The organism is Spirulina major PCC 6313, assembly GCF_001890765.1.
Classification (GTDB): Bacteria; Cyanobacteriota; Cyanobacteriia; order Cyanobacteriales; family Spirulinaceae; genus Spirulina; species Spirulina major.
The window spans coordinates 401,857-416,981 of record NZ_KV878783.1; the positions used below are offsets into that span (position 1 = coordinate 401,857).

At 54.1% G+C, this 15,125-nt stretch carries 16 protein-coding genes; 3 read left to right on the plus strand and 13 right to left on the minus strand.

The annotated features are described in order from the left end of the window. Positions 1–4 precede the first annotated feature (4 nt). Entirely contained in the window at positions 5–184 is a 180-nt protein-coding gene (locus SPI6313_RS22655) for a hypothetical protein (RefSeq protein WP_139276454.1), read from the minus strand. Positions 185–274: 90 nt separating this feature from the next. On the opposite strand from SPI6313_RS22655, the gene glgX reads away from it, so the two are divergent. Further along, the gene (gene glgX / locus SPI6313_RS01975) at positions 275–2,467 is read left to right on the plus strand and encodes a glycogen debranching protein GlgX (RefSeq protein ID WP_084668849.1); all 2,193 of its coding nucleotides are present in this window, start codon (positions 275–277) and stop codon (positions 2,465–2,467) included. A 110-nt stretch (positions 2,468–2,577) separates the two neighbouring features. Here glgX and SPI6313_RS01980 read toward each other — a convergent pair whose 3' ends face one another. Beyond that, positions 2,578–4,005 carry an efflux RND transporter periplasmic adaptor subunit gene (locus SPI6313_RS01980; protein WP_072619482.1) on the minus strand — a complete coding sequence of 476 codons (1,428 nt, stop codon included), beginning with the start codon at positions 4,003–4,005 and terminating at the stop codon, positions 2,578–2,580. Positions 4,006–4,147: 142 nt separating this feature from the next. Between SPI6313_RS01980 and SPI6313_RS01985 the strand changes: the two genes are divergently transcribed. Beyond that, the gene (locus tag SPI6313_RS01985) at positions 4,148–5,017 is read left to right on the plus strand and encodes a tetratricopeptide repeat protein (protein ID WP_084668850.1); all 870 of its coding nucleotides are present in this window, start codon (positions 4,148–4,150) and stop codon (positions 5,015–5,017) included. 97 nt (positions 5,018–5,114) lie between these two features. On the opposite strand, the gene SPI6313_RS01990 is transcribed toward SPI6313_RS01985, so the two are convergent. Continuing rightward, complete coding sequence (locus tag SPI6313_RS01990) at positions 5,115–5,567, minus strand: response regulator (protein WP_072619484.1); 453 nt, start codon at positions 5,565–5,567, stop codon at positions 5,115–5,117. Positions 5,568–6,246: 679 nt separating this feature from the next. On the opposite strand from SPI6313_RS01990, the gene bamE reads away from it, so the two are divergent. Further along, positions 6,247–6,597, plus strand: a complete 351-nt coding sequence (gene bamE, locus SPI6313_RS01995; protein ID WP_072619485.1) for an outer membrane protein assembly factor BamE domain-containing protein — start codon at positions 6,247–6,249, stop codon at positions 6,595–6,597. Positions 6,598–6,794: 197 nt separating this feature from the next. Here the strand turns inward: bamE and SPI6313_RS25315 are convergent, their stop codons facing one another. The 10 genes from SPI6313_RS25315 to SPI6313_RS02045 all read right to left on the minus strand — a co-directional run bounded on the left by SPI6313_RS25315 (position 6,795) and on the right by SPI6313_RS02045 (position 14,381). Continuing rightward, on the minus strand, positions 6,795–7,274 hold the full coding sequence (locus SPI6313_RS25315; RefSeq protein WP_084668851.1) for an IS1 family transposase: 480 nt from the start codon (positions 7,272–7,274) through the stop codon (positions 6,795–6,797). Between the two features lie 271 nt (positions 7,275–7,545). After that, positions 7,546–8,448, minus strand: a complete 903-nt coding sequence (locus SPI6313_RS02005; protein ID WP_072619486.1) for an ABC transporter ATP-binding protein — start codon at positions 8,446–8,448, stop codon at positions 7,546–7,548. 6 nt (positions 8,449–8,454) lie between these two features. Beyond that, positions 8,455–9,219, minus strand: coding sequence for an ABC transporter ATP-binding protein (locus SPI6313_RS02010; protein ID WP_072619487.1), 765 nt, complete (start codon positions 9,217–9,219; stop codon positions 8,455–8,457). A gap of 201 nt (positions 9,220–9,420) precedes the next feature. Continuing rightward, the gene (phnC, locus tag SPI6313_RS02015; RefSeq protein WP_072619488.1) at positions 9,421–10,173 is read right to left on the minus strand and encodes a phosphonate ABC transporter ATP-binding protein; all 753 of its coding nucleotides are present in this window, start codon (positions 10,171–10,173) and stop codon (positions 9,421–9,423) included. Between the two features lie 9 nt (positions 10,174–10,182). After that, positions 10,183–10,500, minus strand: coding sequence for a hypothetical protein (locus tag SPI6313_RS02020; protein ID WP_072619489.1), 318 nt, complete (start codon positions 10,498–10,500; stop codon positions 10,183–10,185). Between the two features lie 12 nt (positions 10,501–10,512). Further along, positions 10,513–12,525, minus strand: coding sequence for an RNB domain-containing ribonuclease (locus SPI6313_RS02025; protein ID WP_072619490.1), 2,013 nt, complete (start codon positions 12,523–12,525; stop codon positions 10,513–10,515). A gap of 156 nt (positions 12,526–12,681) precedes the next feature. Next, positions 12,682–12,894 carry a 30S ribosomal protein S18 gene (rpsR, locus tag SPI6313_RS02030; protein ID WP_072619491.1) on the minus strand — a complete coding sequence of 71 codons (213 nt, stop codon included), beginning with the start codon at positions 12,892–12,894 and terminating at the stop codon, positions 12,682–12,684. 73 nt (positions 12,895–12,967) lie between these two features. Further along, complete coding sequence (rpmG, locus tag SPI6313_RS02035) at positions 12,968–13,162, minus strand: 50S ribosomal protein L33 (RefSeq protein WP_072619492.1); 195 nt, start codon at positions 13,160–13,162, stop codon at positions 12,968–12,970. A gap of 43 nt (positions 13,163–13,205) precedes the next feature. Continuing rightward, entirely contained in the window at positions 13,206–13,745 is a 540-nt protein-coding gene (locus SPI6313_RS02040) for an RDD family protein (protein ID WP_072619493.1), read from the minus strand. 57 nt (positions 13,746–13,802) lie between these two features. Then, on the minus strand, positions 13,803–14,381 hold the full coding sequence (locus SPI6313_RS02045) for a hypothetical protein (RefSeq protein WP_072619494.1): 579 nt from the start codon (positions 14,379–14,381) through the stop codon (positions 13,803–13,805). Between the last annotated feature and the right edge of the window lie 744 nt (positions 14,382–15,125).

Genomic DNA, 15,125 nt, shown 5'->3' on the forward strand with positions numbered 1-15,125 from the left:
AAAGTTACCAGGGTTCTCTCTTCAGCCTATCGAGTTTTGCGGTGGAATGACCGGAGGGGAGGGCGCGATCGCGGGGGTCGTTGGGATCGTGGGATGGGGTGAGATCGCGCTGCCGGGCCGGGCTGAATCCCTTGGCGTCTCGTGCCGTGTGATCCTGCATCGGGTGGCTGGGCAATGTTGGCATTGTTTGGGCAAATGGTGACAATGGGGGCCGATGAAACCAAGCGCGATCATGTAAATTCTTAAGAAAGGTTTCAAAAACGTTTTATAACTTATGGATTACACGCTTTGGCCCGGCCAATCCTATCCGCTGGGTGCAACATGGGATGGTGCAGGTACGAACTTCGCACTGTTTAGTGAGCATGCCACAGGAGTGGATCTCTGTCTCTTTGATGCACAGGATCATGAAACCCGCATTCCTCTTGTCGAGCGCAATCACTTTGTGTGGCATGGCTATCTTCCCGATGTGGGGCCCGGTCAACGCTATGCCTATCGCGTTTATGGCGGCTTTCTCCCCACCCAGGGCCATCGCTTCAACGTCAATAAGTTGTTAATTGATCCCTACGCCCAAGCGATCGCCGGCGATATCATCCACGACGAAGCGATCTACAGTTATCCCTGGCATACCGACGATGAAGACCTCGGCTTCAATGACCTCGACAGTGCCCCCTACATTCCCAAATGCGTTGTTGTTGACCAGGAATTTGACTGGGAGGGCGATCGCCTCCTCCGCACTCCCGCCCACGAATCAGTCATTTACGAAATCCACGTCAAAGGCTTCACCAAAGCCCACCCCGACATCCCCCCCGCCCTGCGCGGCACCTACGCCGGACTCGCCCACCCCGCCGCGATCGCCTATCTTAAATCCCTCGGCATCACCGCCGTCGAACTGCTCCCCATTCATCACATCTACATCCACCAAGGCCACCTCGTTGACAAAGACCTCCACAACTACTGGGGCTACGACAACATCAACTACTTCGCCCCCTACTCCGGCTACAGTGCCAGCGGCATCGCCGGAGAACAGGTCAAGGAATTTAAAACCATGGTGAAGGCCCTCCACGCCGCCGGTTTAGAAGTGATCCTCGATGTGGTTTATAACCACACCGGCGAAGGCAACCACATGGGGCCCACCCTCTCCCTGCGTGGCATTGATAACTTCTCCTACTACCGCACCCTCGAAGACGACCCCCGCTATTACATGGACTTCACCGGCTGCGGCAACTCCCTCAACGTCCGCCATCCCCAGGTGTTGAAACTAATCACCGACAGTCTCCGCTATTGGGTGGAAGAAATGCACGTTGACGGCTTTCGCTTTGACCTCGCTTCGGCCCTGGCGCGGGAACTCTACGATGTGAATAATCTCTCGGCATTCTTTAACATCATTCACCAAGACCCGGTACTCTCCACCGTGAAGCTAATCGCCGAACCCTGGGACATTGGCGAGGGTGGCTATCAAGTGGGCAACTTCCCGCTGCTCTGGTCGGAATGGAATGGGAAATATCGCGACACGATGCGGGACTTTTGGATCGGGATGGAAAGCAGTGTGGGAGAGTTCGCGTTCCGGTTTACCGGGAGTTCCGATCTCTACGAACTGAGTGGCCGAAAACCCAGTGCGAGCATCAACTTTATCACCGCCCATGATGGGTTTACCCTCAATGATTTGGTGAGCTACAACGAGAAACATAACGAGGATAATGGCGAAGAGAATCGAGACGGGGATGACCATAACCGCTCCTGGAATTGTGGGGCAGAAGGGCCGACGGATGACCCGGAAATTTTGGCTTTGCGGGAACGGCAGCGGCGGAATCTCCTCGTGACCTTGATGTTGTCCCAAGGGGTTCCGATGCTGCTGGGGGGCGATGAGTTGGGGCGTACCCAGGGGGGGAATAATAATGCCTATTGCCAAGATAATGAGATTTCTTGGTTTGATTGGTCGCTGACTCAGGGGAATCAAGATCTGCTGGAGTTTACGAAAACCCTGATTGCGTTTCACCATGATAATCCGGTGTTTCAACGCCGTCAGTGGTTCCAAGGGCGGGCGATCCATGGTTCGGGTGTCCGGGATATTGGCTGGTTTAACCCCGATGGCTTGGAGATGACCGATGAGCAATGGACTCATGGCTATATTAAGACGTTGGCGATTTTCCTGAATGGGGAAGAACTGGGCAAGGTGAATGAGCAGGGCGATCGCATCGTCGGGGATAGTTTTTTCCTGTTGCTCAATGCCCACCATGAGCCATTGATCTTTGCAATTCCTGAAATGCTCCAGCCGTGGCAATGGCAGGTGGTGATTGATACCACTCAACCGCAGTTTTTGATGGCGGGCACGATCTACCAACATGATGATGAAATCGAGTTGTCCGATCGCTCCCTCTTGCTCTTACGGCGGGGTGAATCCGTACCGCCCCAGCCGCCGAAACCCCAGAAAAGTGCGATCGCACCTTCCCCCAAACTATCCAATTAACGCCCCAGGGCTATAGCACATCTTGATTAGTGGATTAGACGGCTTAAAATCCTGCCATCACTGCAATCTAGTCATCCGCCGTAACCCACCGATCAACGTATGTCACGCCCCTAGGACTCCTCGCGCCGCCGATACTCCTCTGGCAGTTCAATAAAGACCCGCTCCCCTTCCTCTAAACCACTGATAATCTGCGTCTGATCCTCCAGGCTGCTGCCGAGGGTCACCGGGCGAAATTCCGGTTTATTGTTCGCATCGGGAACCATCACCCCCGTTTCCCCATCCTCGGTGACGATCGCCACCGTCGGCACCACCACCGTCCGCGCCAACTGCTCACCGAGGAACGTGAGATCCACATTCATCCCCGGTAACAGGGCCTCGATCGCCTTCGGTTCCAACAAAATCCGCACCTCAAAGGAGGTGACATTTTGCTCGACGATCGCTTCCGGGGCAATCAAGCGCACCCGACCCCGAAACGACTCCTCCGGATAGGCATCGGCGATCAGTTCGACAAATTGGCCCGGCTCCAGGTCGGGAATATCAATTTCCGGGACTTTCGCCACCACTTCTAAGCCTTCCGCGAGGGCAAGGATCGAAGTGGCCGACGAGGAGGCCGACGTGGAACCGGAGGTGGTGGGGGTCACAAACGCGCCCGGTGTGGCGAAGCGTTGGGTGATGATGCCCTCAAAAGGGGCGGTGATCAAGGTGTTTTCAAACTGGACGCGCACTTCTTCGACGGCAGCGCGGGAGGCTTCCACGGCAGCCTGTTGGCTGGCGATTTCCGCTTGGCTGCTGCGCTCGGCTTGGGCGAGGGCGGCTTGGGCTTCGGCGAAGCTGGCTTCGAGTTCTTGAATTTCGGGGCGGGCGGTTTGGGCTTCGCGGCGTAGGGCTTCCTCGGCTTGGCGCACATCGGCCTGGGCCCGGCGCAGGTCAACGAGGGCATCATCATAGGCATTGCTCGAAATCGCCCCTTGTTCCGTGGGGATGGTGTAGCGTTCGACGCGGGCTTGGGCGCGATCGCGCCGCTCCATCGCCGCCCGCACCTCTGCCTTTGCCTGTTCAAATTCCGTCGGGACGCGGGCCCGCGCCGCCTCAAGACGAGATTGGGCTGCGATCGCCCGCGCCCGCGCCTGTTGGATCGCCGTTGGAGCGCGTAATTCCGCCTCTCGTAAATTCGCCACCGCCTGTTTAAACCGGGCTTCAGCTTGGGCTCCCTGGGTGAAAATGGCCTCATTATCCATCACCGCCAAACGTTGCCCTTGTTCGACCCGCATCCCCTGATCAACCAGTAACTGCTTCAGTTCTCCGGCTTGGTTAGGGCTAATATTGACGCTCCGAATCGGCACGACCGTACCACTGGCGGACACCTGTTGGCGGAGGGATTGGGACTCAGCCAGCACAGTGTATTCTTCCAGGAAGGTGGCAGCAGGGCCGAGCATCGCGTTGTAGGTAGACACGCCGATCAACAGAATGCCACCACCCGCCAGGCCAACGATCCAGGGTAATGGGTTTCGGGGGTTGAGAAAGGAGGGCAAGGCCATAGCAGGTAATTACTGAGAACACATTAAAAATTACGGACAGAGAAAATCACAATGGCGGCAAACATTTTCAACAATACTCGTCAATCCTCCCGTTTCGATTAGATTATAGATAGAATCACTGACGAAATCTCGATATACGATTGTGCCCAAGCGAAACTGGATCTTCTCAATTTTAGCGATCACCGGACTGTGCCAACTGAGCTTACCCGCTCAGGCCCAGGCACTCCTTCCCTACCGTCTCAATCTCAACAGCGAGGATTTTGAAGAACAGGGTTTAGGCATCTTACAAGATGCCGTGCAGCTCACCCGGTTTGAGCAATACGATTTAGCCTTTCCTCGGGCCAAGCTAGCGGCTCAACTCGTGCCCCAGGAATTTCGAGCCTGGTTTCTCTTAGGCAGTTTACAGCTTCAAAACCAAGACTACTCAGGCGCGATCGACTCGTTGGAAACGGCTCAAACCTTGATGCCGTCTGCCGAAGAACTCCCGGAGCGTTCGGGTCTATTGTTTATGTTGGGGTCGGCGTATTTCCAAAATGAGCAGTATGTCGAGGCGAAACAGGTGTTTAAGACCGGCCTGACAGAAGATGACGAGTCGATCGAAGCCTGGTTTGATTTGGGCAATACCCATTACAAACTGGCGGAGTACGGTGATGCGATCGCCGCCTATCGCAAAGCCCTCGCCCTGGAAGCCGACTTTTGGCCCGCCATTAACAATATTGGGCTAGTGGTTTATGAACAGGGAGACAGCAAAGCAGCCCTAGAGGCCTGGCAAGAAGCGCTCAAAATTGACGAGAATGCCGTTGAGCCGATGCTCGCGATCGCCGTCGCCCGCTACGCACAAAACCCCTCTGAAGAAGCCATCCGCCTCGGTCAACTGGCCCTATCCCTCGATCCGGCCTACGGTGATCTTGATTTTCTGATCCTCAATCTTTGGGGCGATCGCCTCATCGCAGACACACAGCAATTCTTCGCCCTCCCCGCCATTCAAGATCAACTCAGTCAATTTCCTTAACCTCTATCTCACGCCACCCCCACTTCAAAAGGGCTGGTCAAGCAGCCCTTTTGAAGTGGGAAGTCGTTAGGGTTGAGCGATCTAAGGATTGTGTGGGTTAACTATCTGCATCGATGGGACTGGGTTCAGGCAAGTTTGATGCAGAAGCTTGCACACCTTGGGTGAGATAGTGATTAATTTGCAGCACAAAATCATGATGGTCTACCACGGGTTTGGGAATGTAACCATCGGCTCCGCTTTGCTTCAGGTAGCGATCGCGATCGCCCGGCATATTAAACGCCGTCACCAACACCACCGGCAAATGCGCCGTCTCCGGGTTCGCCTTCAAAAGCTGGGTAATCTGCACCCCATTGACCGCCTTGCCTTGGTAATAACTATTGGGCAAACCAATATCCATCAACACAATATCCACATTCCCCGCCTTGGCCGTGTCGAGCACATCATCCACGTCCTCCGTACACCGCACCTCAAACTGACCCCGCTTCGTTAAGACACGCGAAAATACCAAGCGGTTCATGGGATCATCTTCAACAATTAAAACCTTTGACATAATCTTCGGGGGCAAATGACGGAAGTATCGATGGAGCAGTCTGTACTATCAACACACCACACAAATCACGGTACACTGTCCTCTTGGTAAGACGAGACAAGCCCAGAGCACCATCACTGCAATACTCTAAACACAGCATACCTAGAGATCTTCACCCCAAGGAAACCAAAATCAGTGACTTAATTGCATCACTCTCTTTTTCCATTTTGACATCCTCCCCAACCCAAATGCGTGGGGATTCCCAGTCCAGCGAGCCAAATAACCCACTTCCCAACAAATAGGCCGCTCCATGTGGAGTCTGACACACTCTCCCTGCCCATTTGCAGCGCGACCCCGCCTCGGCGCAAGACACACTCACGTAGCCTGTGCGAAACACATCAGAACGCACACCAAGACAAACGCCGTAGGTTTGCCCAACTCCGACGGATTCGATATTCTTTGCGCTATTCTATCGAAAGTCACCCTAGAAGGGCGAAGCTTATAACCCGTGTCCCTGCGACAGCTTACCCATGATTAGTCCTTCCCACTGGGCGCAGTAAGACGAGTCGAGGGAACCAGAACCTTAATCCCCCTGCCTTCATACACAAAAGAAGGATTGACCGGAACTTTATGTCAGTCTTTTTACTATTGTTTAGGAGATTTCATCTCGTTTTTATAGAGTTATTAAAAGGAGAAATAGATGAAAGCCTCAGTCTTTTCGATCATGGCTGGCATTCTTATTTTTGCAGCCTGGTATGTATTTTTTGGGATAGAGTCATACTTTTTTCTTTGGCCGTCTATCGATACACAATATTCAGAAATTTATAATGAAGAGAATTTCAATAAAATTACAATAGGTATGTCTAAAAATGATGTAGACCAACTGATGGGGGAACCGTTGAGCATCTATCAAATCGAAAATGGCACTGTCACCTACTCTTATTCATCAGATGCACGATTGAAGATATTAGATTTTGCTTGGTTTGGGAGATCGGTCACATTCAGAGACGACAAAGTGATCGCAATTGAGAAAGAAATTTATTACGACTAAGTTGGTGGGCTGTATTAAATGTGAGATTGGGTAACTTGTGTATTCTAGTCCTATTCACTTATTTTGGCCCCAACGATTCAGTAACGATTCAGCAATGATTCAGCCGCCACAGTTGTATTGTGGGGCTTGATCTGAAGTGCGATCGCGCTCTTACCGGTCCATTGAAGGGAGTGGTAAAGAAGTAGTGAATTACTTTATCAAGTAGCATCAATAATCGCATTATGATAGTATATGAAATACCATAATACTCCTTCATAATTGAAGAACTTCTTAGAATAAGATAATCCTTTTCTCACCAACCGTGAGCATCTTTGCCTCAGCGTATTGTTGAATCTCTCGATGTGATTAGTCTCACCCTTCTCTTTGGTCTTCGGTTGATGAATCTCTTTGGGAATTACTTCACAATATGACTCTAAACCATCCGTGTAGACCACACTACTTCTTTGCCAACTTTCGGGGATCGATTCCCATAACTTCTTCGCACTCTCTCTACTTCTATTCCCAATGTAAGCCCCCACAATTCTTCGGCTTTTTCTCTCCAGAGCTAACCAAATCCATTCCTGATTTTCTTTGCTCTTTGCGTAAGACCATAGCTCATCACATTCTAGGATAATTTCTGCTCCGGGAGGTGCTTCGATACTGATTTGGCATGGAGTTGACACTAAAACACTATTCACAAAACTTTGGGGTCACGTCTTTGAAACCTTCAACACTCTTGCTATACCAGCTAGTGAAATACGTTCAAGTAGTAGATCTTTGACGGTGGTCTTTTGCTCTTCAGATATGATTTTCTTTTGAGGATTCTCGATGAACTGACGGCGACAGTCTTTACAGAGAAACTTTTACTTTTGCCCTCGCTGCTCATCCATCGTGACCCCCCTCGAACCAAAACGATTGGCCCTGTTCTAACATCGCATCGGCTCCACCCCCCATCGACGATCTGAGAGCTTAAGATTTCGGGGCGGGTGTGACCCATTCTTGATAGAGGTGTTCTAAGCCGATCGCTTCCCGGTGGAGACCTTCGAGACTGAGGCCGGAAAAGCGATCGCACAATGTGGAGAAATCCGGATCATCAGGAAGCCACACCAGAAACTCGCGGGGGGTTTCGTGGTAGTGATAGCCGAGGGTTTGGCAATAATGGGCGGCAGCAGCGCGATCGCACGGGTAAAGACGGACAACACTTTGCGCCCCGCTGCGTTGGCGCAACTCTGCGAGGGTTCCCGATGCCACCAATCGCCCCTGTTGCAAAATGCCGAGGCGATCGCAAACCCGTTCCGCCTCATGGAGGAGATGGGTGGTGAGGAGGATCGTCATCCCCTCGGCTTGGAGGGTTTGCACTGTTGCCCAGAGACGTTGACGGGCGGCGAAATCGAGGCCGACGGTGGGTTCATCAAGGATTAACAGTTGCGGGCGATGGATGAGGGCGATCGCTAAATTGAGCCGCTGTTTCATCCCGCCACTAAGACCTTGCACCGGTTGGGTCGCGACCTCCGTCAACCCCACCAATTCTAGACAGGTTGCCACCCGTTGCCGTCGTTGCGATCGCCCCAATCCATAGAGCCGCCCGAAAAACTGTAAATGCTCCCGACCGGAGAGCGACGGATAGAGTAACTGACCTTGGGGTGCAACACCGATCACCCGGCGGGCAACCTGGGCAATGGGTTGACCTTGCCATTCAATTCGCCCCTGTTCCGGGACGAGCAGATGGCAGATCAGATTAATTAAGGTGGTTTTCCCTGCTCCATTCGGCCCCAGCAGGCCGTAGATTTCTCCAGGATTGAGGGTGAGGGTGACGGCATCCACTGCGAGGCGATCGCCGTAGCGTTTCGTCACCTCGGTTAAGGTCAACATCAGGGCTTAATTGTGGCTGGGAGCGTCGCGCAACAACACACCATCTTCGAGATAGGAGATGCGATCCGCCACATCGGTAATTCGGGGATCATGGGTGACCATCACCACCGTTGCACCTTCGTCTTTGGCAAGGCGGCGCAGGATGTCGATCACGGCGTGACCGCTTTTAGAATCAAGGGAGGCGGTGGGTTCGTCTGCCATGATCAAACAGGGATGACCGACGAGCGATCGCGCGATCGCCACCCGTTGCTGTTGTCCACCGGACAGATCGCGGGGGAAGCTGTGAATCTTATGGCCGAGGCCGACTTTATCGAGAAGTTCGGCGGCTTCGGCGTGCCGGGCTTTGCTGTTGGGCTGCGTGCCTTTCATTTTGAGGGCGAGTTCCACATTTTCCACGGCGGTGAGGGCGGGAAAGAGGTTGAACCCTTGGAAAATGAAGCCAATTTGATGCAGACGAAACTGCGACAATTGCGATCGCGTCATCTTCGTGATGTCATGACCCAACAGCATCACTTGTCCGGCGGTCGGGGTCAGCAGTCCAGCGAGAATCGTAAGGAGGGTAGTTTTGCCTGACCCCGATGGCCCCATCAGGAGTTGAATATCACCCCGTTTGACGGTGATATCAATGCCATGCAACACCTGAACATGCTGGGAACCACTCTGAAAAATCATCTCGATACCCCTGCAAGCGATCGCTTCCTCTGTGGAAAGCTGCGTGCAAAGGGGAGTTTGGATCGAGGAGCGTTGCAATTTTAAACGAGACGTGACCATGCCAAGGGCGTGTTAAACGTAGGTAATGCCATTATCTTAACGGCAGTCCGTAGAATCGCGGTATCGAGTAGGTCACTTTTTCGGTTGCCATACTCATGTTGGGCTGGGTATGGATCTTGATAGGGATAACCTACCTATCTTTGATTCCACCGGCAGCGAAGCCTGCTGATTAAGACAGGATTAAGACAGCGCACCCTAATTTTAGAATGTGGAGCGGGGTGAATCCCGTTGATAAAGCCAGGCAAGATCGGAGTCTTCCATCTCATGGGCGGGACGGTCAAACCCGATCGTACCCGATCGCATCCCTAAAATGCGATCACTGAATTCCCGCGCCAGTTCCACCTGATGCAGATTGCACAAGACCGTGATGCCGTCGGTTTTGCAGAGCGATCGCAGCAGATGCAACACCGATCGCGCCGTGGTGGGATCAAGGCTGGCCACGGGTTCATCGGCGAGGATGAGGCGGGCGCGTTGGGTGAGGGCGCGGGCGATCGCCACCCGTTGCTGTTGACCGCCGGAAAGTTGATCCGCCCGTTGAAAGGCATGATCGAGTAATTGCACCCGTTCCAAGGCCGCGAGGGCCTCCCGTTGGAGCGCACGGGGAAATTGATTCGTCAGACACCGCCAGAGGGGGAGTTCCGACAAACGGCCACCGAGACAGTTTTCTAGGGCGGTGCGGCGGCGGACGAGGTTGAACTGTTGGGCGATGGGGGCAATATGCGATCGCGCCCGTCGTAACTCCTGGGAGGAACAGCGGGTCAAGTCTTGATCGTCCAGCAGCACCGTACCGCGATCAGCCGAAGTGAGGCGGAGAATACAGCGAAACAGCGTCGTTTTTCCCGCCCCACTGGCCCCTAGAATCGTCGTAAAACTGCACGGTTCCAAGGCAAAATCTACCCCCCGCAACACCGATACCGCCCCATAGGTTTTATCCAGTTGACGCACCGTTAGCATCAGACACCCTCAAGGAGAACCTAACCGTTGTAGCAATTGGCGGAGGTGGTGGCAGCCGCGCCGATCTGCTGGATCGGGTTCCAGTTGACCCAGCAAAGGGATCACCTCCGTATCAAAAGCCGGGCGAAACCGCGCCATCGGCCACACCACATCCGGGCAATCGTTCACCGGATACACCACTTCATCCTGCACCAACACCGTAGGCCGTACCCAGCAGGTTTGCCGTTGGGGGATGACTTGGATGATTTCCGCGTAGAGTTGAGCGCGATCGTCTTCGAGGCAGACGATCTGATGGGCGTGGAGGGGGTGAGACGATGCCTTATCCATCCTGCAATCCTGCTAACTAGCGGTGGCGGTGGCCTCGGAACTGACCATTTCCCGGAACCGGATCACATCATGGCGCGGATCGGCGGCGCTGACTTGAACCCCAAGGCGATCGCCCAAGGCAATGGAACGATTAAAGCGATGGGGCAATTCTAACCCCAAATCTTCAAGCAAAATTAACCCCAACTGCTCATCTTCCCGCAGCCAGCGTAAAAGCTGCACTTCCCACACCGTATCGGCATTGCGGCGCAGATATTCCAGTGTCCAATAGCGGTTGGTTTGGCGTTCGACGAGGATCGCTTCCTGGGCGGAGGCGGTGACGCTGAAGATGATCGCCTGGAGTTGATCCGGGGGGAGGGGTGGGGTTTCGCCGCGTAAAAAGGCTTTGATTTGAAAATGGGTGAGGAGGTCAGTGTAGCGGCGGATTGGCGAGGTGGCTTGGGTGTAGACGGGCAAGCCAAGACCGGCATGGGGGGCGGGGGTGATGCCCATTTCACTGCGGGGCATACAGCGGCGCATCGCGCAGTAGCGCACGGGGCCGGCGGGGAGTTTCATTAACTCTTCGTCGGGGGGGAGTTCGGGCTGGGGTTGGCCGCGGAAGGGGACGGGGATATTGTTGGCTTGGGCAAAACGGCCGGTAACTTCCCCGGCGAGGATCATCATTTCGGCGACGAGTTGGCGCGATCGCGCCTCGTACAGCACCTCAATACTGATATCCTCTTCACTTTTGACCTTGATCGAGGGTTCCGGCATCCGAATTTCAATGGAGCCTTGGGAGCGTCGCCACAGGCGGCGCAGTTGGGCCGCTTCGTTGAGGGCGGTGATTTCCGGCTCGGCTTGGATCGCCAATTCCAGCATTTCATCTACATCAAGATAGGTGAGGCGATAGGTGGGTTTAATCCGGCTGGCATGGATGCTGAAGTCAGCGATCGCGCCCACCTCATCCAAAATCACCCCAAAACTCAACGCCCCGCATTCCTGCCCCTGCACCAAACTCATCGGCCCCACGGCCAACTCCTTCGGAAACATCGGGATCATCCCCGTGGGCAGATACATCGTCGTGCTGCGGCGACGGGCTTCAAGGTCAAGCTCATCGTTGAGGGTGACGAAGCGCGTCGGGTCGGCAATGTGAATCCAGAGTTTGATGCGCCCATCGGGGAGAATTTCCACACTCAGACCATCATCAATTTCCTCGGTGCTTTCATCATCAATGGTGTAGACCTTTAGATGGGTGAGATCGAGGCGATCGCGATCGCGATCGGGGGGGAAGGAGTAGAGACGAGATTGGGCCACATCGATTACCTTTTGGGAAAATTGGACAGGGTAAGAACTGCGCCGGAGAGATAGGTTTTCATGGCTCGACCACCAACCCACCTGCACCAACAACTCAAAGGCCTCTTCCGGGGTTGTGGGACGCTGAAGCGAACTTAAGAGATCCTGAGCCGCTTTGTGGGTCTGCTCCGGGTAAAGAACGTATTTTTCCAAGGCTTCGAGCCGGGGGCGATCGCTGTCCTGCCACTCCACCTCACCCGCCGCCAGGGCCGCCTGAAGCCGCGCCAAAAATGCGTCCCGCTCCTGTTCTCGCTGGGCGGCGACGGCGATTTGATGTTTCAATTCCTCCACTTGGCTGCTGGGGCGGGGTTCATAGACCTCGCCTTTTTTCTTGAAATAGAGGCGATCATCGGCGAGGAGCATATGGGCGGCATAGCAGACGGGCGGCTCTTGGCTCTCATAGAGCAGTTGCGCCAAGTCTGCCGGGGTGACCGCTTCGCCCGCTTCCACGAGCAATTCCCAGGCTACCTCTAGATTAGAGGGGTCGAGATAGTCTTGAATCGAATCGAGAAATGCCGGAATCTCTGTAGCGTCGTATCCCGGTGCGATTTCGTAGTCGATGCGTTGGGGCTTGAGCGTGTGGGATTGGCCCCGCTCATCGATGAAGACCCAATTTTTTTTCCCTTCGGGACGTTCGGCTACCGCGAGTTTGCGATCGCCTTGGACCCTAAATTCCACTAATCTACCCTTTTCCACCCGGCCCGCCTGATCCCAATCGCTGCATCTGTTCACTACCGTAGCATAGGTTGCTCAACCGCTCGCAACGTCAATTACTACAGGGGGGAGGAGAGGCGCGATGCTGAGACTGCGCCTAGTCCTAGCCTGTGTTGTGATGGGCATGCTGCGCAGAGTTTAGTCAGCGTTGACGTAGGGCAGCAGCGCCACGTAGCGCGAATGCTTGATCGCGGTGGTTAAGTCCCGTTGTTGCTTGGCGGTGAGGTTGGTGATCCGGCGGGGCAAAATCTTGCCGCGTTCGGTGATGAACTTGCGCAACAGTTCGGTGTCCTTGTAGTCAATCGGGTCGCCGGGTTTAATCGGAGAGAGTCGCTTACGGAAATAGCTCATGGTTTCGGTGAAATTCGTTAACTAAACTTAAAGGTGAGATCGATACAGGGGCGAGGCACAGGGAGTGCGATCGCTACTTGGTTTCTTTATGAATCGTGTGGGTATTGCAATGGGTGCAGAACTTTTTCAGTTCCATCCGGCCGGTGGTGTTGCGCCGATTTTTCATTGTGGTGTAGCGCGAAACGCCCGCCGACCGCTTGTCGGGGTTGCTGCGACACTCGGTGCATTCGAGAGTGATGATGATTCTAACGCCCTTTTTACTTGCCATGATTGTGAGGTTGCCCCTCCATCCAAAATAAAGACACAATTAGTCATCTTCGCACACGGCGGCGGACTTCATCAAGGCCACGGCGGATCAGAATGTCAAGGGAACAGCCGCGCTTGGTTTGGATCATCACCGTATCAAAGAGGCGATCGTGAACGGCTTGGTTGTATTGTTCATCGGTGTAGGCGATCGCGCAATCCGCCACCAAGGGCGACACCAGCAACAGCGTACTAAAGGGATTGATGAAAAATGCGTTAAACCCCGCCATCGCCAACACGGCCCCAAACCCGATCACCCCTTCCCGTTTCGCCAAGGTATAGACATCGGGCACTCGCCGAAACCGTAGGGCAATCACTTTAATATCCATACACCACATCCCCAAACTCTGCCCCTGGTTGCGATCCACCACCACCACCCGCACCACCAGCCACAATAAAAAAAACACAATCCCCTGCACCAACCCCGTCCCTGCGAAGCTACTCCCCAGCCAGACGGTGACAAAATCAATCAAGAAGGCATAAAAGCGACGCTCAAAGGGAACGCGAGGAAAGCTTTTCGGGACGGGGCGATAGTCGGGCGATCGCATGGTGTCAACTCAGTTAAACGGGTGTTCCCATATTGTACGGGAGCAACTCACCTCCCTCTACTCTTCTTCTAGCGGCGCGATCGCACCTTTGGCCTGTTGTTGCCAGGCGATCGCATTCAGAATCAGTTGACCGTGGCCCGTACATTGGGCTTGATAGTCCTCCTGGGACGCGATCACGGCTCCCATCCGTTCGATCACTTTGCCGTATTTGCGTTCTTTGGCGAGTTCGCGCTCTTCCGGGGTGAGGGGACGAGTCCGAGCCAGGACGGCTTCAATGATTGGGATGTAGGGGGCGGCTTCGTCGGCAGCATCTTGGGCTTCGAGTTGCAGTTTCGTGAGTTGGATGATTTCCTGTGCGCCTTGGACGATGGGGGAAAGTGTGGCGGGGTTGAGGGGTTCGGGATTGTCGTCAGGAACGTAAAAAAGATTATCTTGGGTCACACCATCGGGAAAATGCTCGGCAGCAATTTCGCCATCTTCCCACATCCGATTCACCAATTCGAGGGCTTTTTCCCGATTGGTGGCAGTGTCGCCGCCCCGGCCTTCGACGGTGACGAGGATGCCTTCTTGATCGGTGGCAGGTTTGGTAATATCGCTCACGGCAACAAAGTTTACGGTGGATTTACGCCGTCCCATGTCGGAGGTTCCTTGGGTTCAAAAACACTACTTTTCTAGTGTAATTCGGTGAGGGATGAATGGATTGTCGGATCTGGTTCAGGGGATTCAACAAGGAGCGAGACGATCTTGAACTGCTAGGGAGCGAGACGCTCCCACTCCATCCATAATCCAAGGATTTAAGGAGTGCGGGCATCTTGCCCGCTAGAACAACTCTTGAACTGCTAGGGAGCGAGACGCTCCCACTCCATCCATAATCCAAGGATTTAAGGAGTGCGGGCATCTTGTCTGCTAGAACAACTCTTGAACTGCTAGGGAGCGAGACGCTCCCACTCCATCCATATCCAAGGATTTAAGGAGTGCGGGCATCTTGTCTGCTAGAACAACTCTTGAACTGCTAGGGAGCGAGACGCTCCCACTCCATCCATAATCCAAGGATTTAAGGAGTGCGGGCATCTTGTCTGCTAGAACAACTCTTGAACTGCTAGGGAGCGAGACGCTCCCACTCCATCCAATCCAAGGATTTAAGGAGTGCGGGCATCTTGCCCGCTAGAACAACTCTTGAACTGCTAGGGAGCGAGACGCTCCCACTCCATCCAATCCAAGGATTTAAGGAGTGCGGGCATCTTGCCCGCTAGAACAACTCTTGAACTGCTAGGGAGCGAGACGCTCCCACTCCATCCAATCCAAGGATTTAAGGAGTGCGGGCATCTTGCCCGCTAGAACAACTCTTGAACTGCTAGCTGTACCGCAACGCTTAGAGGG

Excerpts from the sequence above, each read along its gene's own strand:
- SPI6313_RS22655 (WP_139276454.1), bottom strand. The coding sequence starts at position 184 with ATGCCAACATTGCCCAGCCACCCGATGCAGGATCACACGGCACGAGAC.
- glgX (WP_084668849.1), top strand. The coding sequence starts at position 275 with ATGGATTACACGCTTTGGCCCGGCCAATCCTATCCGCTGGGTGCAACA.
- SPI6313_RS01980 (WP_072619482.1), bottom strand. The coding sequence starts at position 4,005 with ATGGCCTTGCCCTCCTTTCTCAACCCCCGAAACCCATTACCCTGGATC.
- SPI6313_RS01990 (WP_072619484.1), bottom strand. The coding sequence starts at position 5,567 with ATGTCAAAGGTTTTAATTGTTGAAGATGATCCCATGAACCGCTTGGTA.
- bamE (WP_072619485.1), top strand. The coding sequence starts at position 6,247 with ATGAAAGCCTCAGTCTTTTCGATCATGGCTGGCATTCTTATTTTTGCA.
- SPI6313_RS02005 (WP_072619486.1), bottom strand. The coding sequence starts at position 8,448 with ATGTTGACCTTAACCGAGGTGACGAAACGCTACGGCGATCGCCTCGCA.
- SPI6313_RS02010 (WP_072619487.1), bottom strand. The coding sequence starts at position 9,219 with ATGGTCACGTCTCGTTTAAAATTGCAACGCTCCTCGATCCAAACTCCC.
- phnC (WP_072619488.1), bottom strand. The coding sequence starts at position 10,173 with ATGCTAACGGTGCGTCAACTGGATAAAACCTATGGGGCGGTATCGGTG.
- SPI6313_RS02020 (WP_072619489.1), bottom strand. The coding sequence starts at position 10,500 with ATGGATAAGGCATCGTCTCACCCCCTCCACGCCCATCAGATCGTCTGC.
- rpsR (WP_072619491.1), bottom strand. The coding sequence starts at position 12,894 with ATGAGCTATTTCCGTAAGCGACTCTCTCCGATTAAACCCGGCGACCCG.
- rpmG (WP_072619492.1), bottom strand. The coding sequence starts at position 13,162 with ATGGCAAGTAAAAAGGGCGTTAGAATCATCATCACTCTCGAATGCACC.
- SPI6313_RS02040 (WP_072619493.1), bottom strand. The coding sequence starts at position 13,745 with ATGCGATCGCCCGACTATCGCCCCGTCCCGAAAAGCTTTCCTCGCGTT.
- SPI6313_RS02045 (WP_072619494.1), bottom strand. The coding sequence starts at position 14,381 with ATGGGACGGCGTAAATCCACCGTAAACTTTGTTGCCGTGAGCGATATT.